General features: G+C 45.5%; 18 protein-coding genes and 1 tRNA gene. 10 read left to right on the forward strand and 9 right to left on the reverse strand.

The features are described 5' to 3' along the window. The first annotated feature begins 131 nt into the window (after nucleotides 1–131). Nucleotides 132–1,481 (forward strand): sigma-54-dependent transcriptional regulator, encoded by a 1,350-nt coding sequence (locus R7O13_RS00210; RefSeq protein WP_053349389.1) that lies wholly within the window; start codon nucleotides 132–134, stop codon nucleotides 1,479–1,481. Nucleotides 1,482–1,524: 43 nt separating this feature from the next. Here R7O13_RS00210 and R7O13_RS00215 read toward each other — a convergent pair whose 3' ends face one another. Beyond that, nucleotides 1,525–2,733, reverse strand: a complete 1,209-nt coding sequence (locus tag R7O13_RS00215) for a GGDEF domain-containing protein (RefSeq protein ID WP_005374203.1) — start codon at nucleotides 2,731–2,733, stop codon at nucleotides 1,525–1,527. Between the two features lie 103 nt (nucleotides 2,734–2,836). Then, nucleotides 2,837–4,147: a branched-chain amino acid transport system II carrier protein gene (gene brnQ, locus R7O13_RS00220; RefSeq protein WP_005374201.1), complete on the reverse strand. Its 1,311-nt coding sequence runs from the start codon at nucleotides 4,145–4,147 to the stop codon at nucleotides 2,837–2,839. Nucleotides 4,148–4,983: 836 nt separating this feature from the next. On the opposite strand from brnQ, the gene R7O13_RS00225 reads away from it, so the two are divergent. The 5 genes from R7O13_RS00225 to R7O13_RS00245 all read left to right on the forward strand — a co-directional run bounded on the left by R7O13_RS00225 (nucleotide 4,984) and on the right by R7O13_RS00245 (nucleotide 10,388). Continuing rightward, nucleotides 4,984–5,994, forward strand: coding sequence for a TAXI family TRAP transporter solute-binding subunit (locus R7O13_RS00225; RefSeq protein WP_017635521.1), 1,011 nt, complete (start codon nucleotides 4,984–4,986; stop codon nucleotides 5,992–5,994). 88 nt (nucleotides 5,995–6,082) lie between these two features. After that, nucleotides 6,083–8,206: a TRAP transporter permease gene (locus R7O13_RS00230; RefSeq protein WP_009705104.1), complete on the forward strand. Its 2,124-nt coding sequence runs from the start codon at nucleotides 6,083–6,085 to the stop codon at nucleotides 8,204–8,206. 8 nt (nucleotides 8,207–8,214) lie between these two features. Beyond that, nucleotides 8,215–9,447: an L-2-hydroxyglutarate oxidase gene (gene lhgO, locus R7O13_RS00235; protein WP_053349387.1), complete on the forward strand. Its 1,233-nt coding sequence runs from the start codon at nucleotides 8,215–8,217 to the stop codon at nucleotides 9,445–9,447. 144 nt (nucleotides 9,448–9,591) lie between these two features. Continuing rightward, a complete protein-coding gene (locus tag R7O13_RS00240) occupies nucleotides 9,592–9,909 on the forward strand; it encodes a GrpB family protein (protein ID WP_053349386.1) in 318 nt (105 codons plus the stop codon). Continuing rightward, the gene (locus tag R7O13_RS00245; protein ID WP_318302666.1) at nucleotides 9,906–10,388 is read left to right on the forward strand and encodes a hypothetical protein; all 483 of its coding nucleotides are present in this window, start codon (nucleotides 9,906–9,908) and stop codon (nucleotides 10,386–10,388) included. Before R7O13_RS00240 ends, R7O13_RS00245 begins: the two co-directional genes overlap by 4 nt. 46 nt (nucleotides 10,389–10,434) lie before the next feature. Here the strand turns inward: R7O13_RS00245 and R7O13_RS00250 are convergent, their stop codons facing one another. From R7O13_RS00250 to R7O13_RS00260, 3 genes are all read right to left on the reverse strand, one after another. Then, on the reverse strand, nucleotides 10,435–10,827 hold the full coding sequence (locus R7O13_RS00250) for a cystatin (RefSeq protein ID WP_318302668.1): 393 nt from the start codon (nucleotides 10,825–10,827) through the stop codon (nucleotides 10,435–10,437). A 174-nt stretch (nucleotides 10,828–11,001) separates the two neighbouring features. Then, nucleotides 11,002–12,000 (reverse strand): cytochrome d ubiquinol oxidase subunit II, encoded by a 999-nt coding sequence (gene cydB, locus R7O13_RS00255; protein WP_318302669.1) that lies wholly within the window; start codon nucleotides 11,998–12,000, stop codon nucleotides 11,002–11,004. Nucleotides 12,001–12,010: 10 nt separating this feature from the next. Then, complete coding sequence (locus R7O13_RS00260; protein WP_017635517.1) at nucleotides 12,011–13,399, reverse strand: cytochrome ubiquinol oxidase subunit I; 1,389 nt, start codon at nucleotides 13,397–13,399, stop codon at nucleotides 12,011–12,013. Between the two features lie 159 nt (nucleotides 13,400–13,558). On the opposite strand from R7O13_RS00260, the gene R7O13_RS00265 reads away from it, so the two are divergent. After that, entirely contained in the window at nucleotides 13,559–14,803 is a 1,245-nt protein-coding gene (locus tag R7O13_RS00265) for an NADH:ubiquinone reductase (Na(+)-transporting) subunit B (RefSeq protein WP_005374169.1), read from the forward strand. Between the two features lie 298 nt (nucleotides 14,804–15,101). Then, nucleotides 15,102–16,502, forward strand: coding sequence for a tryptophanase (locus R7O13_RS00270; RefSeq protein WP_318302670.1), 1,401 nt, complete (start codon nucleotides 15,102–15,104; stop codon nucleotides 16,500–16,502). Nucleotides 16,503–16,580: 78 nt separating this feature from the next. Here the strand turns inward: R7O13_RS00270 and R7O13_RS00275 are convergent, their stop codons facing one another. After that, the gene (locus R7O13_RS00275; RefSeq protein ID WP_017819727.1) at nucleotides 16,581–17,192 is read right to left on the reverse strand and encodes a DUF2913 family protein; all 612 of its coding nucleotides are present in this window, start codon (nucleotides 17,190–17,192) and stop codon (nucleotides 16,581–16,583) included. A 32-nt stretch (nucleotides 17,193–17,224) separates the two neighbouring features. Continuing rightward, nucleotides 17,225–17,308: transfer RNA gene (locus R7O13_RS00280), tRNA-Leu, on the reverse strand. A gap of 559 nt (nucleotides 17,309–17,867) precedes the next feature. On the opposite strand from R7O13_RS00280, the gene R7O13_RS00285 reads away from it, so the two are divergent. After that, the gene (locus R7O13_RS00285; RefSeq protein WP_017635515.1) at nucleotides 17,868–19,076 is read left to right on the forward strand and encodes a NupC/NupG family nucleoside CNT transporter; all 1,209 of its coding nucleotides are present in this window, start codon (nucleotides 17,868–17,870) and stop codon (nucleotides 19,074–19,076) included. A gap of 54 nt (nucleotides 19,077–19,130) precedes the next feature. Here R7O13_RS00285 and R7O13_RS00290 read toward each other — a convergent pair whose 3' ends face one another. Both R7O13_RS00290 and R7O13_RS00295 read right to left on the reverse strand, forming a co-directional pair. Beyond that, entirely contained in the window at nucleotides 19,131–20,219 is a 1,089-nt protein-coding gene (locus tag R7O13_RS00290) for a DUF3541 domain-containing protein (protein ID WP_085569244.1), read from the reverse strand. A 69-nt stretch (nucleotides 20,220–20,288) separates the two neighbouring features. Beyond that, on the reverse strand, nucleotides 20,289–20,894 hold the full coding sequence (locus tag R7O13_RS00295; protein WP_167416179.1) for an alpha-ketoglutarate-dependent dioxygenase AlkB family protein: 606 nt from the start codon (nucleotides 20,892–20,894) through the stop codon (nucleotides 20,289–20,291). A gap of 132 nt (nucleotides 20,895–21,026) precedes the next feature. On the opposite strand from R7O13_RS00295, the gene R7O13_RS00300 reads away from it, so the two are divergent. Next, on the forward strand, nucleotides 21,027–22,382 hold the full coding sequence (locus R7O13_RS00300; protein ID WP_021035911.1) for a diguanylate cyclase: 1,356 nt from the start codon (nucleotides 21,027–21,029) through the stop codon (nucleotides 22,380–22,382). Nucleotides 22,383–22,735 lie beyond the last annotated feature (353 nt).

The following is a 22,735-nucleotide window of genomic DNA, read 5'->3' on the forward strand; positions in this document are numbered from 1 at the left end:
TGCGCCTAACTGGTTGGATGTTAAAGACTTGTAAGCAAGAAGTGAGATCTAGCTCCTTTTCTCCTCAGTGGTTTTTGCTACCGTTAATAAAGATCGATTTCTTTCCCACCCCATAAAGCAGGCAGTAACTCATGGCTTTTGACGACATCCCTAAAATTGCACTTATCGAAGACGATGACATTGTTCGTCAGGCTACCAGCCAATGGCTGCAACTGGCGGGGTTCGATGTGACCTCATTCAGTTTAGGCGAAGAGGGCAAAGCGGCCATTCTGAGCCAAGAATTTGATGCGATTGTCAGTGACGTTCGCCTGCCAGACACCGATGGTTTGTCGATACTAGAAAGCCTGATTGCCAATCACGTCCCAACGCCAGTTATCTTGATCACCGGACATGGTGACGTCGATATGGCAGTAGGGGCGTTACAAAACGGTGCGTTCGATTTTATTGAGAAACCTTTCCAACCTGAGCGTTTATCCCAACGAGTAACCGAAGCGGTCGAGAGCTATCGCGCACAAACGTCTACTCAAGATCGCCAAGAGTACCTATCTAGCGTTAGCGGCTTAGAAGAGGTGTTGATTGGGCGAAGCCGAGTGATGCAACAGCTTAGAGAACAAGTAGCCAAGTTAGCACGCATTGATACTAACGTGATCATTTACGGCGAAACAGGTTGTGGTAAAGAGCTGGTGGCGACCAGTTTGCATAATGAAAGCCAACGCAGATCCTATCATTTTGTGCCAATCAACTGTGGCGCTATTCCTGAGAACCTGTTTGAAAGTGAGCTGTTTGGGCATGAAGCAGGGGCATTTACCGGAGCGGGTAAAAAGCGCATTGGTAAGTTGGAATACGCGGATAAAGGCACTTTATTCTTTGATGAAATCGAGAGTATGCCGCTGTCCATGCAGGTGAAAGTGTTGCGTTCATTACAGGAACATACGGTAGAGCGCGTTGGGGGCAACCAACAGATCTCAGTTGATTTGAGAGTGATCGCCGCCGCGAAAGAAGATCTCAATGATCATGACGAGTTTCGTCAGGATTTGTACTATCGTCTTAATGTGGCGCAGATCTATTTGCCACCGCTACGTGAGCGAGAAGAAGATGCGTTGATCTTGTTCGAACACTTTGCTCTGAAAAGTAATCCTGAGAGTCGTCTGCTGAGTGAAGCCGATAGAAAGGCCATTCTTGCTTACTCTTGGCCCGGTAACGTACGTGAGCTTAGGAATGTAGCGATGCGTTTTGCATTGGATGAAACCGTCTCTGTGATGGAAATTCTCTCCAGTCGACCATCCTCAACAACCGAAGAGACGCATGCGGGCGTGCCGTTGGCGATTCAGCTACATAACTTTGAACGTAAGGTGCTACATGATTCTTTAGTCAGGCATCATGGACGCATCAATGAGGTGATGCAGGAGTTGGATTTACCACGTCGAACCCTTAACCAAAAGATGCAGAAGTTTGGTTTGAATCGCTCCGACTATACTTAGTGCGATTTCTAGCTAATTCGAAATTACTGGCATAACAAACACGTTATGCGCTTTTGGCTGGAGCTGGGACAAACTTATAATTTAGGTCTTTACCTTCTCCAAACAAGGTAACGAGGTTCCTTCCAGTATGTTTAGAGCTATATAGCGCTTCGTCTGCTTCAGCAAGCGCCTCTTGAAGTGATTGCCCCTCAGATAACTGACTGATACCAAAGCTCATGGTCACTTCAGTTTTAAATGATTGCAAAGCGGTTTCAGTTTCGACCGCAAGGCGAATTTGCTCTGCGACAATTTTGGCTTGCTGTGCTTTTTCGAGCAAAACAATCATGAACTCGTCACCACCAAATCGCACAATGCAGGCGGACTCAGGAAGATGCTTTTTAAAAATAGTGGAGATCGTTGCCATGACGGAGTCGCCAACCGTGTGACCATAGTGATCATTAATCGCTTTGAACTTGTCGACATCAGTCATAATAATGCTGATTGCTTGGCTTTTTTTATGTGCTTTACTAACCAAGTTTGGAACGATTTCTTCCATGGCTCGACGATTATATAGCCCTGTGAGTGCATCTAAATGAGAGAGATCATTAATGGATTGCACCAAGCGTCCGTTAATTAACCACAGCATACTAAAGCTCAAAGCAACGATCAGGCAGATGCTAAATAAGAACGTCAGCTGATGGATAAGGCCTGCGACCATAAAGCTTGGTAACTCACCTGAAAAAGTACTCCAAAGCGCCCTAAATCCCATAAAAAAACTAAATCCAAAGAAAGAGTAAGCCATTGCTTTAACAGGGAGCTTTAAGTCCTTTTGGGTACCTTTAAGCATGGCGACACCACTAAAGAAGGTGACGATACAAATATACATGCTCAGATAAATAATGCGGCTTTTGATAGAAGGGTCATGGAAGGTGAAATAGTAAAATGAACCACTGAAAACAGGTGTTAACAAGGTAAGACAGTGAGCCAATTTTAAAGGGTATTGACGAAAAATGCTTACGCTATATAGCGTAAGCAAGAAGCCGACTAATATGAGAGTGTTGGCTATGACGATGGTCAGCCAGTCTGGCGCAGAGCCTCTAAAGCCAAGTAAAAAAGGGCCTAAACCAATAAACAGTAGTGATATCGAGAAGGTTTTTAAGCCTTTGACTCTACCCTGAGTGTATTGATAACAAAGCAGACTAATAGAGTAAATGCAAGAGAACAGAATAACGATAAAGTTCAGTGTTCTGATGTCTAGATACTGATTATCCATAGGCGACCCATATCAATCTTTCATTCAGGCAACTCCTTTGCCTGATATCAATAAGCGAGCTACATAGTAACGCACTTATTGAGCGATGTCTTATGTTAAACGGCTATTCATTCACCAGCTCGAATTGTTCGGTTTGGTTGGTTTTCGTCGTAAACAGCAGACCAACAATCATCATAAATACGCTAGGCACAATCCAGCTAGCAAAGTCATTGTACAGAGGCATGTAATTACCCATCCACTCATCAGTGGAACTTGGCATGTAACCTAGGATGTGCAGCGCATCAACACAACCAAACGTTAGAGCAGTGAATGCGGTTGCTACCACCATGATTTGCGACATCTTGTTGCGCACTGGTGCCATGATCATCAACGCAATCGCGACTGGGTGAAGCGCCACAACCGCTGGCAATGTGATAGCCAATAGTTGCTCTAGACCTACGTTGGCGATCAAACCAGCCAATACCATGGTCGTGATAACGCAGCCTTTGTAGTTCACTTTGCTGAAAGTGTTGTCGTAGAACTCACTGCCTGCGGTGGTTACGCCGATAGCAGTAGTCAAACACGCCAATACCATCACGGCACCTAGTAGTAGTGAACCAAACGCGCCGAAGTGGCTGAAGGTGAATGCCGTTAAAATGTCGCCACCATTGCTGAACTCAGAACCCAAGTATGAGCTTGTCGAGCCAATGTAAGCCAATGAGATGTAAACAAACGCCATGGCAACCGCGTACATCAAAGCTGCGATTAGCGTGTATTTTGCGGTGGCTTTCGGGCAATCCACACCCATGCTGCGAATCGCGCGGAAGATAATCCAACCAAAACCGATAGAACCTAATGCATCCATGGTCATGTAACCTTGGGTTAAGCCTTCAGCAAATGCACCAGATAGGTATGGTCCCGTTGCGGCAGTTAGCTCACCTGCAGGAGAAACCAAAGCCGTCACAGACATGATGATCAAGATTGCCATCAAGGCAGGCGTTAAGATCTTGCCTAGGTTGTCGACCAATTTACCCGGATATAGGGCAAATAGAATGGTGATAGCACAGAAGGCAATAGTGAAAGGCACCAAAGCTGCATCACCAAACATTGGCGCAAAGCTAAATTGGTAAGCCACGGTAATTGCACGTGGGATCACGAACGCAGGGCCAATCACGATAAACACCATCACCCAAAAACTGGTCGCCAAAGGTTTAGGTAGGGCAGCGGTTAATTTGTCTGAACCGTTTACGATAGCCACCATCACCAGTGCCATCGCAGGCAGACCTACACCCGTCAAGAGGAAGCCAGACATCCCGCTCAGAAAGTTTTCACCTGCTTGGTAACCCAAAAATGGAGGGAAGATCAGGTTACCCGCGCCTAAGTACATGGCGAAAGTCATGAAGCCCAAAGCGGCGATATTGCGTGCGCTTAACATTGTTATTCCTCTTATGTTTCGCTTGGAAGAAACTGAAAGGAATGGGAGGAGTATGTGGTGTTCCCGTCAGCTTCTTCTCAAGCTGACAGAAAGTTTAGATATAGCCTGTCAGCTCTGAATCAGTTTCAGAGAGAGCAGGAGGATCGCAGCAGCAACGCCAGATGGGCGTTTTAAAGCGAATTGTAATTGCGCAGTTGCTGACATGGGTGATCCTTAAAGACGAAAAAATACCAAGGAATACGTTTGCCTTGGCGTGTTGTTACACTAACGAACATAGGGCCATTGGCACAACCCCGAAGTAGAAAATAAGTTGATACGGTCAATGTTTATTTCTGAACTGGTGGATCGAGCTGCTTTTTAAATTCAAAATTAGAATAAATGACTTTTCATTTTTGTAACATGGCTTTCTTTGCTGTATTTTTGTGCTATTTGTAGTCGTTTAGGCTATAAACCTCAGCTGATAAATTGAGCAGTTTAGAATGATGCGCTTTTTCTTCTTATTGTTAAGACGCTCATTAGTTGCAATTCAATCCAAAATTGCATCGGCAAAATATTGCTTATTAGTGAATCGTGCATTTATTTTGTCTTGATCACATTTTATTAACCTTTTGCGATCTAGGCGTGCAACCTTCTCCTCTTCAATGAGCAAGATCTTGCTCATTACTTTGCTATCAAATCAGCATGATTTTGCTCATTTTTGATGTCTTTCAGCTCTTAGTTCAATAAATACAAAGGGTTAAAAGTTGGCATTTCAATTGCTCTAGGGAATGTGTTGTTAATAAAGGTTTAACATGATGTAAATCCCCAATCGTGAAACGACTACACGGAGAGTAATAATGAAAATGAATAAGCTGGTAAAAGCTTTGGCTGTCGCTGTGACTTCTTTTGGTATTGCTGCTAACGCTGCGGCAGAAGATCGTAGCTATATTCTTGCAACGGCATCGACAGGTGGTACTTACTACCCTGTGGGCGTAGCGTTGGCGACGTTAAGCAAAGTGAAGTTGGCACCAAAGCACCACTTCTCCCTTTCTGCAATCAGCTCTGCGGGCTCTGGTGAAAACGTTAAACTGCTGAATGAAAACGAAGCACAGTTCGCGATTCTACAAGGTCTTTACGGTGCGTGGGCTTGGTCTGGTGAAGGTCCTTATGAGAAGAGCGGTCGCCAAGAACAACTGCGCTCAGTCTCTATGCTTTGGCAAAACGTTGAGCACTTTATTGTTCGCTCTGACCTAGCAAAAACGGGCACAGTGACTGATCTGAACAACCTAGATGGCAAGAAGTTCTCTATCGGTAAGAAGAACTCAGGAACTGAGAACTCTGGTCGCCAAATCATGAAAGGTCTGAAGGTCGACCCTGATAAATTCAATCTTGCTTACATGGGTTACGGCGGCAGTGCGAGCGCACTTCAAAACGGCACCATTGACGGCATGAACACGCCTGCGGGTGTACCTGTTGGTGCGGTCACTCAAGCTTTTGCTGCGTTGGGTAAAGACATTTCGATTCTTTCGTTTACTGACGAACAAATCAAAGAGGCGAACGGCAATTACAACCTATGGACGAAGTACGAGATCCCAGCGAACACGTACCCGGGTCTAGATAAGCCGATCACCACCATTGCACAGCCTAACTTCTTGGCAGTTCGTGAAGATATCTCGGAAGAAGACGTTTACCAGCTAACCAAAGCGATCTACGAGAACCTGCCTTTCCTACAAGGCATCCACAAAGCAACAAAAGCAATGGCGATTGAGAAAGCGATCGCTGGCTTGCCAGTGCCTCTTCACCCAGGTGCGGTGCGTTACTACAAAGAAATGGGCATCGAAATCCCATCAGACCTAATGGCGAAATAACGCCAACTTCGCCCCGAGTTTCGGCTCGGGGCATTTTATCCCTACCGATTTCTAAGATGGAAAAAGCCGCCAGAGCTTGGAGTATGAGATGAGCGACTCAATAGAAAAGGAATTGCAGAAGTTTGAGCTGCCCACGCGCACTGATTTTCCGTGGGTAACCACCACAATCACAGTGTTTGGCGTGGTGTTGTCTGCTTTGCACATTTGGTTTAATACCTTATCGACGTTACCAGAGTTATGGATTTCCGCGACCCACTTTGCTGGCTTTGCGGTGATTTGTGCGCTTTGGTATCCGGCTCATATCTCTCTCAAGCAGAGTAAGATTGCACTCGGCATCGATGTGTTGATTGCCATGGGCGCGGTCGCGTGTTTGCTCTACATTCCCTATGCCGAAGATGCGCTATATGAACGCGGTGTGAAGTTCGTGACCAGCGATTGGGTCTTCGCCATCATGGCAATTTTGATTGTTATCGAACTGATTCGACGCACCATGGGCTGGTTTATTCCAGTGTTGATTGTGGTGTGTTTAAGCTACGTTGTGCTTTGGGGTAAGTGGGCGACAGGTATTTTCCACTTCCCGGGTTTGAGCATGGAAACCTTGCTCTACCGCAGCTTCTATTCTTCTGAGGGCATGTTTGGCTCTATCTCACGCATCAGTTGGACTTTCGTATTCATGTTCATTCTGTTCGGTGCGTTTCTTGTTCGCTCTGGTGTCGGTGATTACATCATCAATGTGGCACGTGCTGCGGCTGGCAAAATCATTGGTGGTCCCGGTTTTATCGCAGTGATTGGCTCCGGTTTGATGGGCTCAGTATCTGGCTCAAGTGTGGCAAATACGGTTTCCACCGGTGTTATCAGTATTCCTTTGATGCAAAAAGCAGGTTTCCCTTCACGCTTTGCGGCGGGGGTTGAAGCTGCGGCGTCGACAGGTGGTCAGTTGATGCCACCAGTGATGGGCGCGGGTGCTTTCATCATGGCGTCTTACACGCAAATTCCTTATGTTGATATTATTGCCGTTTCTTTCATTCCTGCTCTTATCTATTTCTTGTCTGTGGCGTTCTTTGTGCGTATCGAAGCCAAACGCAGCGGCGTGCAAAAAATCACGACCAGCGATGAGTCTCTACTGAAAGTGTTGATCAGCGGTTGGCACAATCTTATCCCGCTGGCGGTGTTGGTTACTTTGTTGGTTCAAGGCTTTACGCCAACTTACGCTGCGGGCTTGTCGATCATTTCTGTGGTGGTGGCTTCTTGGTTCTCGAAAGATCATAAGATGGGACCAAAAGCGATCATCGAAGCGCTATCACAAGGTGCGAAAAATATGGCGACAACCGCCGTATTGCTGGTGGGTATTGGTTTGGTGATCAACGTGATCAGCACCACGGGCATCGGCAACACGTTCTCATTGATGATCGACGGTTGGGCGAATGGCGACTTGTTCATCATGATCGTTCTGATTGCGCTTGCTTCTCTTGTTTTGGGGATGGGTTTACCCGTGACAGCGGCGTATATTGTATTGGGCACACTGTCTGCCCCTGCGCTTTACAAGTTGATTGCGGAAAACCAACTGCTTGAATTGATGGTGTCAGGTCAATTGCCTGAACAAGCAAAAGCGATCTTCATGTTGGCGGCGCCAGAAAAGCTGGAACTGCTTAATGCACCAATGGCGTTGGAAACCGCGAAAGAAATGGTGGCGCTAGTGCCTGCGGACTTTATGGAAACCCTACTAGAGCAAAGTTTGGGTATGGAAGCGGTAGGTTTGGCATTGCTGGCTGCTCACCTCATCATCTTCTGGTTATCGCAAGACAGTAACGTTACACCCCCAGTGTGTTTGACCGCCTTTGCTGCGGCAACCATCGCAAAAACACCGCCAATGCGCACCGGTTTGATGGCGTGGAAAATCGCCAAAGGTTTGTATCTTGTCCCGCTGTTGATTGCTTACACAGGCTTAGTCAGTTGGGATGTGACGTCGGTAATTACCGTGGGCTTCTTTGCCATCATCGGTACCTATGCATTGATTGGTGCGATTGAAGGCTACTTGGAAGGTCCTCTAAACATTCTGACGCGTCTCTTGTTGGTAGTGGTAGGTACTTTGCTGGTTTGGCACGACATCCCAATGTTGGTTCGTGTGGCAAGCTGCGCGGTATTTGTCGCGGTGTTCATTTACAGTGGTCGCAAGTTCAAATTGCAACAATCTCAACTATCGGTTTTATAAGAGGTCGTATGAAATCAGTCTATGACTACATCATTGTTGGTGGCGGTATCGTTGGTGTGTCGACAGCATGGCAACTACAGCAACGTCATCCAGACAAATCCATTTTATTGGTTGAGAAAGAGTCCGGTTTTGCCCAGCATCAAACCGGACACAATAGCGGCGTGATTCATGCCGGGGTGTACTACGCGCCGGGCAGCTTAAAGGCGGACTTTTGTAAGCGCGGGGTAGAGCGAACCATTTCTTTCTGCGCCGAGCACGATATTCCGGTGGAGAACTGTGGCAAGTTACTGGTTGCGACCAATGAGCAAGAAGTCGAGCGCATGAATGCCCTCTATGAGCGCTGCCATGTCAACGGCATCGACGTAAAGCTACTCGATGAAGTCCAACTTAAACTGGCTGAACCAAACATCACGGGATTGGGCGCGATTTATGTCAAAACCACCAGTATTGTGGACTATCGTTTGGTCACTGAGCAGATGGCGGAAGAGTTCAAAAAGCTTGGCGGTCAAATCAGTCTGCGAACCAAAGTGGTGGCTGCCGAAGAGAAGGATGAAGAAGTTCAACTGACCTGCATTTCAGACGGGCAAACCATGCAACTTAATACCAAGTTCTTGGTTACTTGCAGCGGCTTGATGGCGGATCGCATGACTAAGATGATGGGTATTCCAACTGACTTTCAGATCATCCCTTATCGTGGTGAATACTACCGCTTAGATAGCAAACACGACCGAGTGGTGAATCATCTTATTTATCCAATTCCCGACCCTGATTTGCCATTCTTGGGCGTCCACCTGACTCGCATGATTGATGGCAGTGTGACCGTAGGTCCAAATGCGGTGCAAGGCTGGAAGCGAGAAGGGTACGACAAGGTTAACTTCAGCTTGCAAGATACCATGCAAATGCTGAGCTTCTCCGGTTTCTGGAAGGTAACACAAAAGCATCTAAAAACCGGATTGGATGAGTTCAAGAACTCGTGGTGGAAGCCGGGCTATCTCAAACTGGTCAATAAGTACTGCCCAAGCATCAAGGTCGAAGACCTCAAACCATATCCTGCGGGTATTCGCGCGCAAGCGGTGTTATCCGACGGAACCTTGGTTCATGACTTTTTGTTTGCAGAGAGCGCAAGAAGCCTGCACGTTTGCAACGCCCCCTCTCCAGCAGCGACATCTGCAATGCCGATTGGGGAGTACATTTGCGATAAGGTGAATGAGAAGATAGAGGCGAAAACCGAGACGGTTTAACAGTAGAAAGCCAAACCAAAAGTACACCAGAGATGACTCTATTTGTTGAGTAATTAGTGTCGGGTGTGCCGGAAGTTTGGCTTTTACTTTGGTGATTGGATAATTTCCTTCTTATGATATTTGGATTTATTAGGAGAGGGATGGATGAAATTAGGTTTAGCCCATTACAACGTAGGTGTTGTTAAGCATGATCCTGCATGTCGACAGGATTTTGCACGCAGCCGATCTGAACTGGCGTTAGTGACGGAGATGATGTCAACTCAAATCGAGCATATTGGCAGTACTGCCATTTTGGATATGCCTGCCAAACCTATTATCGATATGGTACTAGGTATTGCGCACTTTCCTCATGTTTCTCTAAAACTTTCTTTGATGGAACAAGCTGAAATTACCATCGAAAAATATACGGATGCTAAGGCAAACTTCGTACGTAAAGTCATAGATGAGTTGAAGACAAAATGAAGAAACGGCTTGGATTCATTTTACTTTGTAGTGCATTTCATTCTTTTGCGTATCAACTGCATGAGCGCGACGAGAGCTATGTATTAATTGGTCATGAGCTCGGTGCTGGCTATATCGTTTATGTACCAGGCTCTATGGAAGCAGAAATTACCAATGTGTTTAAATTTGATTGTGAAGGCAGTCGTGTTGAAGCTGTGAAAATTGGTAGCGAGATTAATAACGCTGCGACATATGGCGAGCATCTCCAATACTATTTCTTTCTCGTGAGAGATCATCAGTTTCACGTTCCTCTAAGAATTATTGAATCTTTTAAAACGGTTGATAAAAAGTCAAAAGAGGTTCTATCAGAACATTTACCTTTCACAAAAAATGATGACCTTGGGTTAGCTTGTGATTTAGTTAGGCCTCAGGTTGAAAGCTATTACTTTTCCCAAGCTTTTGAAGCGATACCTAAACATACCAACAATAAAGGCGACTGAATCAGTCGACTTTATTGTGTCGGCTGTAGAGTCGTAGTGTCTATTGCTATTTAGGGCAGAGTTCGCCTTTCTTTGCGTGTCTTTCGATCATGTAATCGCCTCGGGCACTGTGCAATACAATTGCATTCCAGACTTGACCATCTTGCAACTCGAACTCAAACGCATAATGGGTGCCGCCGACCATTTTCGTTCTCACCTCATGAATTGCTTTCAATTTATCATCGGCATTCATTTGATAAAGCACCATGTTGAGTGAGCGTCTGGCGTCAGGAGTTGCTTCAGCAAGTTGCCAATGGCCCTTCTCGTCTGTTGCGGAGCAAATAGACCGCATTTTACTTTTCATGGCGGATGACATCTGCTTGTCTACGGCCAATGCATTTGGTGAAAACAGTGGAACCGTCAAAGGAATCAAAGTTACCAGAAACCGCTTTAAGGTCATAAAAACACTCCGTTGTTTTACTCTTGCTTGAGTATAGACCTCAATGGCTTCAGATGTGGTGCAGTCGACTCTGGGCCTACAATATCGCAGTTCGTATCAACGAACTGATGATAAACAAGGCGACCACGCTTGCCAGCCAAATGCCAATGAACCACAAAATGGGCTTTAGTTTCATCAGTGATATCCTTCTCCACGTTTCATCTTGCCGCGGAACACCCAGTACGAATAAGCCGTGTAGGCTATGATCAGAGGAAGTAATACCACCGCACCGGCAAGTAAAAATGCCAAACTTTTGTCTGGCGCGGCGACGTCTTGATAAGTGAGTGCGAATGGGACCAAGTAAGGGAATGTACTGACACCGAAACCCATCGCGGACACAAGAAACAGGCCGATCGCAAGAACGTAGGCTCGGACGGCTTTGTGGTCGAGTAAGGCTTTGAATAACGGCCAAATAAGTGTCGCTGCAATAATTGGTAAAATGAAAAACAGTAGCGAGTTTGGTAATGAGAACCAACGTTCAAATACGATATTTTGGCTCAATGGCAGCCACAAACTGGCGATGAATATACAGGCTACCATCGCTAGCCCCCATCGTCGCGCGACCACGTAATAGCGCCCCATCAGCTCTTCTGGAAGCTTGATTAATAACCAGCATGAACCGAGCAGAATATAAGCACAAACAAGCGCCAGGCCACAAAATACGCTAAATGGCGAAAGCCAATCAAACCATCCACCTGCGTATGCTCGTTCACTAACCTCTATACCTTGGAGCAGGGTTCCGAGCATAATGCCTTGCATCAATGCCGCGGTGAGTGAACCAATGAAAAAAGCGCTATCCCATAAAAACTTTCCGCGTTGTGTTCGGAAGCGATACTCAAAAGAAACCCCGCGCAGAATTAACCCGAGCAGCATTAAAATCAGGGGAGCATAGAGTGCTGGCATAATGACCGCGTAGGCGAGGGGGAACACGGCAAAAAGCCCACCTCCGCCAAGAACTAGCCAAGTTTCATTCCCATCCCAAACAGGAGCGATGCTGTTCATCATCATGTCGCGCTCTTCATCGTCATTAGCGCTGAGAAATAGGATACCAATACCGAGATCAAAGCCATCTAACACGACATAAATCAGAACAGCGAGCCCAATCAAAGCGTACCAAATTAATGCGTAATCCATGAGTAAGCTCCTAGGTTAGATGGTTAGAATGTGTGATGGCATCGGTTTTCGTGCCATCAGGAAGTCGGCTATCTAGACCTTCTTCATATCGAGTTGGAGACTTGCGCATCAAACGTAGGAGATAGAAGAAGCCAGCTCCAAAAACCACAAAGTAAACCACGATGAACGCCGTCAGGGAGACGCTCACCGCGGCGGCATCAATAGGCGATGCCGAATTGGCTGTGGTTAAAAGACCGTATACGGTGTAAGGCTGTCGACCGACTTCGGTAGTTATCCAGCCTGCTAAAACTGCAATGAACCCCGCTGGGGCAAACAGCACACAAATACGTTGAAGTGCCCTCGAATCAAAAAGTTTGCGACGTTTTCTTAGCCAAAGGCTCCACAAACCAATAACAAGCATGCCAAAACCAAGCGCGACCATTACTCGGAAAGACCAGAAAACGATAGAGACAGGAGGGTGCTCCTCCTCTGGAAAAGCATCTAATCCCTTCACTTCACCGTTGAGGTCATGAGTTAAAATCAAACTACCGAGTTTGGGGATTTCCAGTGCGTATTCCATGCGTTTTTCTTCATCGTTAGGGATACCGAAGAGGATCAATGGCGCGCCTTGGTGAGACTCATAGTGCCCTTCCATCGCGGCGACTTTGGCGGGTTGATGTTCAAGGGTGTTTAATCCATGCATGTCTCCAGCAACGATTTGAATTGGTGTCACGATGGCAGCCATCCACATTGCCATCGAGAACATAATTCTGGCTAGAGGGTTATGGTTTGCTTTTAGCAAGTGATAAGCGGCAACGCCGGCTACAACAAAGGCAGTAGTAAGGTAAGCGGCGAGCAACATATGAACGAGCCGGTAAGGGAAGGAAGGGTTGAAGACAATCGCCCACCAGTCTTCTGGGATAAACTGTCCGGCTTCGTTGATACTATAGCCCGCTGGTGTTTGCATCCAACTATTAACCGAAAGTATCCAAAACGCAGACAAAAACGTCCCGAATGCAACAATACAAGTCGCGGCGAAGTGAAGCTTCTTACCTACCTTATCCATACCGAAAAGCATCACGCCTAAAAACCCAGCTTCGAGGAAAAACGCAGTAAAAACTTCATAACCCATTAGCGGGCCTAGGATTGGGCCTGTTTTGTCGGCAAACACGCTCCAGTTAGTACCGAATTGATAGCTCAACACGATGCCACTCACCACACCCATACCAAAACTGATGGCAAAGATTTTGAGCCAGTACTTATAGATTTGCATGTACTGTTTGTTGCCCGTTTTTAAGTACAAGCCCTCTAATACAGCGAGATAACTTGCCAAACCAATCGTAAACGCTGGAAAAATAATGTGGAAAGAGACAGTAAAGGCAAATTGGAATCTAGCTAGGTCAATGGCGAGTGTGTCCATGAGCGGTCCCTTTTTCGTTGGATAAACTGTTCGCCGGATTTAAAGAGGAGACAGAAGAGTGGCGAACAAGGTGAAATACGAAGAAGGAAGACGAAGAGATTAAAAAACGATCGCTTTTTACACATGTGCGTACCATCTTTTAGATAAAGGAGGAGCGTTATGAGCCTTAAACATTACTTTGAGAAAGCGACACCTAAGTTTGGTCCAGGTGGGAAGTATCACAAGTTCTACCCACTTTTCGAAGCTGTCGAAACCATTTTTTACACGCCTGGTAAGGTAAACCAGGGCATGACTCACGTTCGAGATAGCATCGATTTAAAACGTATTATGATCATGGTGTGGTTGGCGGTCTTCCCTGCCATGTTCTGGGGTATGTACAACATAGGCCAGCAAGCGAGTGATGCCTTGTTGTATGGAATGGATCAAGCCTCAGCTCAGCAAGCGCTTGTTTCTTCATGGCAACTGAGTTGGGTATGGGGCTCGTTAGATGCGGTTTCACAAGCGGGGTGGGGAAGTAAAATGTGGCTTGGTGCTACTTACTTTCTCCCGGTTTATGCGACGGTGTTTATCGTTGGTGGTTTCTGGGAAGTTCTGTTTGCTATTGTGCGAAAGCATGAGGTAAATGAAGGTTTTTTTGTCAGCTCTATACTCTTTGCGCTGATTCTTCCTCCGACAATTCCACTATGGCAAGCGGCTTTAGGTATCACTTTCGGTATTGTTGTGGCGAAGGAGATTTTCGGTGGTACTGGACGAAACTTCCTAAATCCAGCTTTAGCAGGGCGAGCGTTCTTATACTTTGCCTATCCTGCCAACATGTCCGGTGGTGCTGTGTGGGTCGCGGCTGATGGTTACTCTGGCGCTACTCCACTTAGTCAATGGTATGAAGGCGGGCAAAGTGCTTTGATAAATAATATGACAGGACAAACAATTTCATGGGGAGATGCTTTTGTTGGTAATTTACCAGGCTCGATGGGTGAAGTCTCCACGTTGTTGATCGCACTAACAGGCTTGGTTCTCATCTTTATGAAGATTGCATCGTGGAGAATTGTTGCGGGCGTGTTGGTCGGTTTAATCGGAGCTTCACTACTATTGAATGCGATCGGTTCAGACTCTAACCCCATGTTCTCCATGCCGTTCTACTGGCACTTCGTGATTGGTGGGGTTGCGTTTGGTACCTTCTTTATGGCGACAGACCCTGTCTCGGCAGCTTTTACCAATAACGGGAAATGGGCATACGGACTATTAATCGGCGTGATGACGATTTTTATCCGAGTGCTGAACCCGGCTTATCCAGAAGGCATCATGTTAGCGATTCTATTTGCTAACTTATTCGCGCCACTTTTCGATTACCTAGTCAAAGAAAGTAATATCAAACGCAGAATGAAAAGGGCGAGACCTTCTTAAAATGAGGGTGACCTCACTGAAAATTGATTGAAAACTGCACTATATTGAAAAGGTCAGAGACATGGGGTTTCTGACTTTTTATTTTTATCAGGAGGACGAAGACGATGAGAATAAAGGATATTCTCGATAGCCGTTTGGTGCTGTCGTTCTGGTATAACCTAGACTACTGCTTGTCTCTTCTTAGTAAAATCTCTTCTCGTTGATTTCCTCAATGCAATCGCATTGAAAAGCATTCTATCTATTTGTTTTTTAGTCTTACGTGAAACTGCGTAGGGCAATGCGTATAAGGAAATTAACAATGAAACGTATTCCAGAACCTTTCCGTATCAAAATGGTTGAGCCAATCAAAATGACGACTTTGGCAGACCGTGAAGTCGCGTTAAAAGAAGCGGGCTATAATCCATTTCTTCTTCGTAGTGATGATGTTTATATCGATTTGCTGACTGACTCTGGCACTGGTGCCATGAGTGATAATCAGTGGGCTGGCATCATGATGGGGGATGAATCCTATGCGGGGAGTCGAAATTACTACAACCTGTGTGATGCAGTGGAGCACTTCTTCGGTTATAAGCTCACCGTGCCTGCACACCAAGGGCGTGGTGCCGAGCAAATTTTGTTCCCAGCTTTGATTGAGCGTATGCGTCAGGTGCGTGGTGGCGAAACGCCAGTATTTATCTCGAACTACCATTTTGATACCACAGCGGGTCACATTGAACTCAATGGCGGTAAAGCGATTAACGTGGTAACGGAAGAAGCATTCGACACCACTACGCCTTATGATTGGAAGGGCAATTTTGATATCGATAAGCTGATGGCAACAATTGAAGCGCACGGTTCGCATAACATTTGTGCAATTATCACCACGATTACTTGTAATAGCTCCGGTGGTCAGCCTGTGTCGATGGAAAACATGCGCAGTGTGTACGAGATTGCAACCAAGTACGATATTCCAGTGGTGATTGACTCGGCTCGTTACTGTGAGAACGCCTACTTTATCAAGCAGCGTGAAGCGGGTTACGAGAATAAATCGATTCTGGAAATCATCCGTGAGATGTACCAGTACGGTGATATGCTCACCATGTCAGCTAAGAAAGACCCGATGGTAAACATTGGTGGCATGTGTTGTATTCGTGATCATAAGGAGTTGTTCCAGGCGGTGCAGACGCGCTGCGTACCCATGGAAGGATTTGTGACATACGGCGGCATGGCTGGGCGTGATATGGAAGCGCTCGCTCGCGGTTTGTATGAAGCCGCGGACGAGGATTTTCTTCACTATAGAATTAGCCAAGTTCAATACTTAGGTGAGCGCTTACGTGAAGGCGGTATTCCGATTCAATACCCAACGGGTGGTCATGCGGTGTTTGTGGATGCCGCTAAGATTTTGCCACATATTCCAGCGGATCAGTTTCCTGCGCAGGTATTGTGTAATGCTTTGTACTTGGAAGCGGGTATTCGAGCAGTAGAGATAGGATCGTTGCTGCTTGGTCGAGATCCGGAAACGGGTAAACAAAAAGCGTCAGAGCTTGAGTTGATGCGTTTGACCATTCCACGTCGTGTCTACACAAACGATCATATGGATTACATTGCGGATGCGATTATCGAACTGAAAAATCGTGCACATGAGTTAAAAGGGCTCACTTTCGAGTACGAGCCACCAGTGCTGCGCCACTTTACTGCTCGATTTAAAGAGATCGATTAACTCAAGTTTAAATCTAGATAAGCAAAAGGCCGCGAGTTTCGCGGCCTTTTTCGATTCGTTTATTTCTTAGCGTTACAGTTACGCTAACTCTAATGTGATGCGAACGAACTGGTCGTCTTGATACTGCACTTCATAATTGAAGGTACCACTGGCGTAAATGCTGCCAAGGAAAAGTGAGCGTTGACTCATTGGTCCGCGGAACAGCATCGAAATAGGAGCGATTAGGGCGTTATTATCATCGAAGTGCTGATTTAAGTTCTCAGAAAGCACACACAGCAAACAGCCGTGTTGGTCGTGAGATAAGTCGACGTCTTCCGGTCGCGATAATAACACGGTAGTCCCCAGTTTCTTCTCAATCTCGTTGATCAGCAGCAAGTAGCTATCTAGATCGGGTTGAGGGTTGCTGGGTTTGTCTGCACCGACGCAGCGCTCGAGTAATACTTCCAGATTTCCGTTCTCACCTTTTGCCTGCTGAGTCAAAGACTTTAACGGCTTTTTAATCAGCTTATAGCGATTACTCTTCAGTTTTGGTTTCAGCCATTTCTGAAGTAAGTCATTACGTTCTTTAAGGGAGAGGCCATGCGAGGACGCGTGAATTTTAAAGTGCAGGTGTAATAAAGCGTGAACCGCAAGCTCACTCAGAAGTTGATTAGCATCTGTAGACTGTCTTGCCTGCTTAGAACTTTGCATTACACTCGAACAAAATTAGGGAAGAAGGATAATGGTGCCGAGAGAGGGACTCGAACCCTCACACCAAAGGCACTAGCACCTCATGCTAGCGTGTCTACCAATTTCACCATCTCGGCATCATGATGCTCTGAATACTCAGAGGCCTCGAAAGAAGCAACGCGAATTATAACCAAAATCCACCTGTTGGCGAGAGCAAAATGACGAATTTTGGCTCTTTCGAGTTTGATTGCATATTTATTGGTCACTTTTATGTTTTTTACCATCAACGCCTATCCTCATTTCCTTACTTTTACTAATGGTATGACGATAAAAGAGTGCTTTTGCCTAAATTTTGAACGCTTGAACGTTTGCGTAAATAAATGTGATGAATATCTCTTTTTGTTGGCTATACTTGCGTCCCGTTTAAGCGGGAATTAGGGTTTAGTTGTTCAGGACCCTTACCCATACAAGCCGTCACATGGAGCAGGCCAAGCAACATGCTCGCCAGCAGTGAATGACCCCACGGACCGGACCAGCTACGTTCAATTGCTTGTATAAGGTAAAAATAAGATGTCGAACTATTCGTTCTGTCTACATTCTGGATCTAAAAGTGAGTTATCACTCGCTGCGTTGTCCTTTTCTTCTGCCAATTCCTTTGGCTCTTTTTTCTTTTTCAACGTTTAGTAGGTCCAGCTCATGAGTGTTCTATTTAGTCTATTTGGTATTGTTGCACTGCTAGGTTGTGCTTTCCTACTTTCTGAGGGTCGTTCTTCCATTAATTGGAAAACTGTATCTCGCGCCTTGATGCTACAAATGGGGTTTGCTGCTTTGGTGCTCTATTTCCCGTTGGGTCAAGCGGCGCTGGCGAGTTTAAGTAATGGTGTCGCGGGGCTACTCAGCTTTGCTGATGAAGGGATTAAATTCCTCTTTGGTGACCTCGCTTCTTCTGGCTTTATCTTCGCTATCCGTGTCCTTCCTATCATCATCTTCTTCAGTGCTCTTATCTCCGCCCTTTACTATTTGGGCATTATGCAAAAAGTGATTCAATTTATTGGCGGCGCTATCCAGAAGTTCTTGGGTACGAGTAAAGCAGAGTCTTTGGTTGCAACAGGGAACATTTTCTTATCTCAAGGCGAGTCACCACTTCTTATTCGTCCATTTCTTTCTAACATGACTCGCTCTGAACTGTTTGCCGTGATGGCTGGTGGTATGGCTTCAGTGGCGGGCAGTGTGCTTGGTGGTTATGCTGGTTTGGGTGTCGACCTCAAATACTTGATCGCGGCAAGCTTTATGGCAGCACCAGGTAGTTTGATGATGGCAAAAATCATCGTTCCTGAGCGTCAAACGCCAAGCGATTACAACAATATTGAGCTAGATAAATCAGAAGAAAGTAACGTTATTGATGCGCTAGCAAGCGGTGCCATGGGCGGTATGAAAGTTGCCGTTGCTGTTGGTACCATGCTTATCGCTTTCGTGAGTGTTATCGCGATGGTGAACACGGGGCTAGAAAACTTGGGCGAGATACTTGGTTTCTCTGGCGTAACGCTACAAGCGATTTTTGGTTATTTGTTTGCACCTCTAGCGTGGTTGATTGGTGTGCCAAGCCACGAAATTCTAGCTGCGGGTTCATACATTGGTCAGAAAGTGGTGATGAATGAGTTTGTTGCGTTTATCGATTTTGTGCAGCACAAAGCGACACTGTCTGAGCATACTCAAATTATTATCACTTTTGCGTTGTGTGGTTTTGCGAACATTGGCTCAATTGCGATTCAGTTGGGTTCTATCGGCGTGATGGCACCTGAGCGCCGCAAAGATGTTGCAAGTCTAGGCCTAAAAGCGGTTGCTGCTGGTACACTCGCTAACCTGATGAGTGCGTGCTTAGCGGGCATTTTTATCTCTCTCTAATTTAGATTGAAGATACACACTAAAAACCCGCCTAAATGGCGGGTTTTGTTATTTCTAAGGCTTGGGCATTAAGCCGTAAGGTATCGATTTAAAAGCCTCTGGGTGCTCTTGATAAGTTGGCGCTTTATGTACCCCTTTCCAATCGAGCAGCATGATGGCTAGTACGTTACGGTGTTCGCCGTACTTGAGATCAAAGTTACCGTCGACCGACGGAATCATCCCTTTTTCTGCGTTGATTGCGTGACGAATGGCTTGGCGGGTTTTCTTTACGACCGGATCATGGTCCAAGCCTGCTAACAAAAACGAAATGCCGACTTCCGCAATCACGTCTTCTTTGGCGCGCAGTAGGATAGTGTCGATATTGTTGCGAAAGTAATCATAAATCCATTGGTGTTTCTTCTCGCTTACTCGCTCCTGATAATACTGTGAATCGGCAAAGATGATGTGCGTCATACCATAGAGTTTGTTCCAATACTGCTGAGCTGAAAGCATCTTATCTTTATCGTCGGGGTAGGTGTCACGGAAGGTTTGAGTGAATTCCTCGACCACATCTTGCTCTCCTAACTGACGAAGCCAGTAGACTTGGTTTGCAAGCTGAGCTGCCCATGCTTCTATCATCTCTTTGTCCGTAACGTAACGCGAGAAATCGTAGCGCCTAATAATTTTTCTCAGCGTTTTGTCTTGTTTATGCTTTAGGCCGTATTCGTTTGCTCTTGCCATTGCGCCAAGCAAATCCACACCAAGATAAAGGTACTCAGGATGGTGTTTAGTCACGGTATAGCGTCGCTGCCCTCGTTCGGTTTCTTTCTCTTGATACGTGGTCAGCCTTTGAGATGAATAGAGAATGATGTCTTCTGGTTCAACAACTTCATTAGCAAATTGGTTTAACCGGCTGGCTACTTGTGCCATGTCGGTCCAAATGGCAGCGTGATATTTCTCATCTAATGTTTGGCGGTACATGCGTAAGCCAAAATGGCCCTCTTTAAACGCCGGGAGAGTGAACAGTTCTTGTTCGTAGGTACTACGAATCAACTGCGCTGATTGAGTATTATCGAGAAGCGGTACGTCTTCCTGTGATGCCTGAGCAGCAAAGGTAAGTGAGCAAGAGAGTAAGACCGCTAAGCTAAGAGGTTTAATACGCATAAATCCATTCCCTATGAAGTCCTGAACCTAAACCTACCATCAATATTAATTGAGAATGTAAAAGCTGAGTCAATAGTTGAAAATTTGCCTAAAAGTCAGGTTGATACGTTCATCTTTGGTTTTCGCGGTTTTTGGTACGCAGTGCTTCCAGTGATGCTGAAGCTCGCCAGCCATAATCAGTAAGGAGCCATGAGAAAGCTCGTATTCAATCTCAGTTTTACAATGTAAATTTCTAAGCAAAAATCGACGTGTTTCACCTAAGTTCAAAGATGCGATAACAGGGTTTCTACCTAACTCTGGTTCATTATCTTGGTGCCAGCCCATTGAGTCTTGGCCGTGTCGATATAAGTTAGCGAGAACAGAATTAAAAGTGACATCAGCAACTGATTCACAACGCACTTTCAGCTGAGTTAACTCAGGAGTCCAAGGGTGAGGCTGCATGGTTAAGCCTGAGTAAGTATATGCTGCATCACCGTGCCACGCTTGTAAGCGAGGTTGAAGTACTGACTTGCCGAACATAGTAATGTGTTCTTGGTGCCATGGCAGTGTCTTTCGAAGTTGGTCAAAGTAATTATCCGCCTCAAGATGGTTAAGAAAATGAGGATCATAATAAAGTTCTCCTCTTTCTACTTTTTGCCATAGATCGCCGCCAAATAAATCGCCTTGTTGATGCATCATCTCACACCTAAAACATAAAAGTTGTCAATCACTGTTACCTTTCTGATTATGATTGGTTATTCTTGTGATAATAAGAATTTTAACAATAAATAAAAAATCTCGTAGTTGTATACGAGTTGTGGGGAGAAAATGCGTTATTTACCCAGAAAGCGATGCTATTTTGCATTGTTCTTCCTCACCTTTTTCGCTTTGTGTATTGGGGTTATTGAGCTGTTAAATCGAAACCAGCAAGAGCTTCACAAAGAGCGAGTTCAAGTTGAGGCCAAAGAACAACTTTCCATTCTCCGTTCCAATTTGGAAGCGGTACTTATGGCGGATATCTACAAAGCCAGTACTTTAGCGACACTCATTACTTTACTTCCTAAAAACCAAGAAGAAGAATTGAGTATCGCCGCTCACCGAATCCTAAATAAAAGTAAACATATTACAATAATCGGTATCGCGAAAAATGATGTAATTAGTCACGTATTTCCACGCCAAGGTAATGAGCGCCTAATCGGCCTTGATTACCGCGCAGTGCCACAGCAGTGGGTACAGGTGCAAAAAGCCAAGGATGTACAAGAAATTTTCATCGCAGGGCCCGTTACATTGATCCAAGGTGGCCGAGGTTTGATCGTGCGTGTGCCTGTTTTTCTTGATCCTCCAATGAATCAGGACTACTGGGGAGTGATCAGTGCGGTGATTGATTTCGATGCTCTGATGAGAGAAACCGGCGTAATTGATTTCTCGTATCGTTACCCTTTAATGATCCGTGGTTACGATAGCGGTGGCTCATTTGGTGATGCTTTCTTTGGCGCGCAAAGTGTAAATAGCATGGTATATGCAAAAGAGATGGTTCATTTTCCTTATGGTGGGTGGAGTATGGTGGTTTTCTCTGGAGGCAAAGCTGATCGCCAAATCTCTTGGCATCAGTTGCATTTAGCTAGAGTAATCGGCTATCCCATTATATTCGCACTTAGCCTCGCGCTGTTCGCCATTTATCGACTGTATACCATTGCAGATGACAGAGCTTTACACGATGAACTCACGAATTTACCAAACCGTCGCTATTTTATGAAGTTTTACAAGCAGCAGTTCGAAATAGCGAAACGTTATAAAAAGCGTTATAGCTTCGCCTTAATTAATATTGACCTAGATAGGTTTAAACACATTAACGACACCTATGGTCACGACGCAGGTGACAAAGTTTTAATCGCTACGGCTGAAAGGGTAAAAAGTTCTCTGCGTAAATCAGACATCGTGGCCAGAATGGGCGGGGATGAGTTCTTAGTTGTAGTTCATCACCCAGGAACGGAAGAAAATGTTCAGTCCCTTCTACAAAAACTTCGATTAGCGCTATGCTCGACGCCCGTCATTTACGATGAAACGCTTATCTATTTGAAAGCCAGTATTGGGTACGCGATATTTGACCCGAAAATGTCATCTCCTGAGCAAATGATGAAAATAGCCGATGAGAGAATGTATCAACAAAAGCATGGCGGATAAGCCTGAACCCAGTTTCAATAAGGGGTTAGAAGAATGGTAAAGTTGGGAGCCCGAAATCTCATCATCATTGAGGTGCAAGAATATGTGACTTCATATGTTCACAGACACTTTGCTGAGAGAGTCGTTATTAGCAGTGCATTCAGTGGCATATTTGCATAATGTTGCATTTTGCAAATGCAGTTTGCGAAATTAATGGTTAATAAAGCAACGATATGCATCTGGATCTACTAAAAAACGGCTTTTTTAAAGTTGGCACGCATCGTGCTTTACTTAGAGTGACCCTTATTAAGCCGAGGGTCACCTAGCCAACTGACGTTGTTAGTGAATACAAATTGTTCACAAGTATATACCGC

Source organism: Vibrio sp. Y176 (assembly GCF_033438945.1).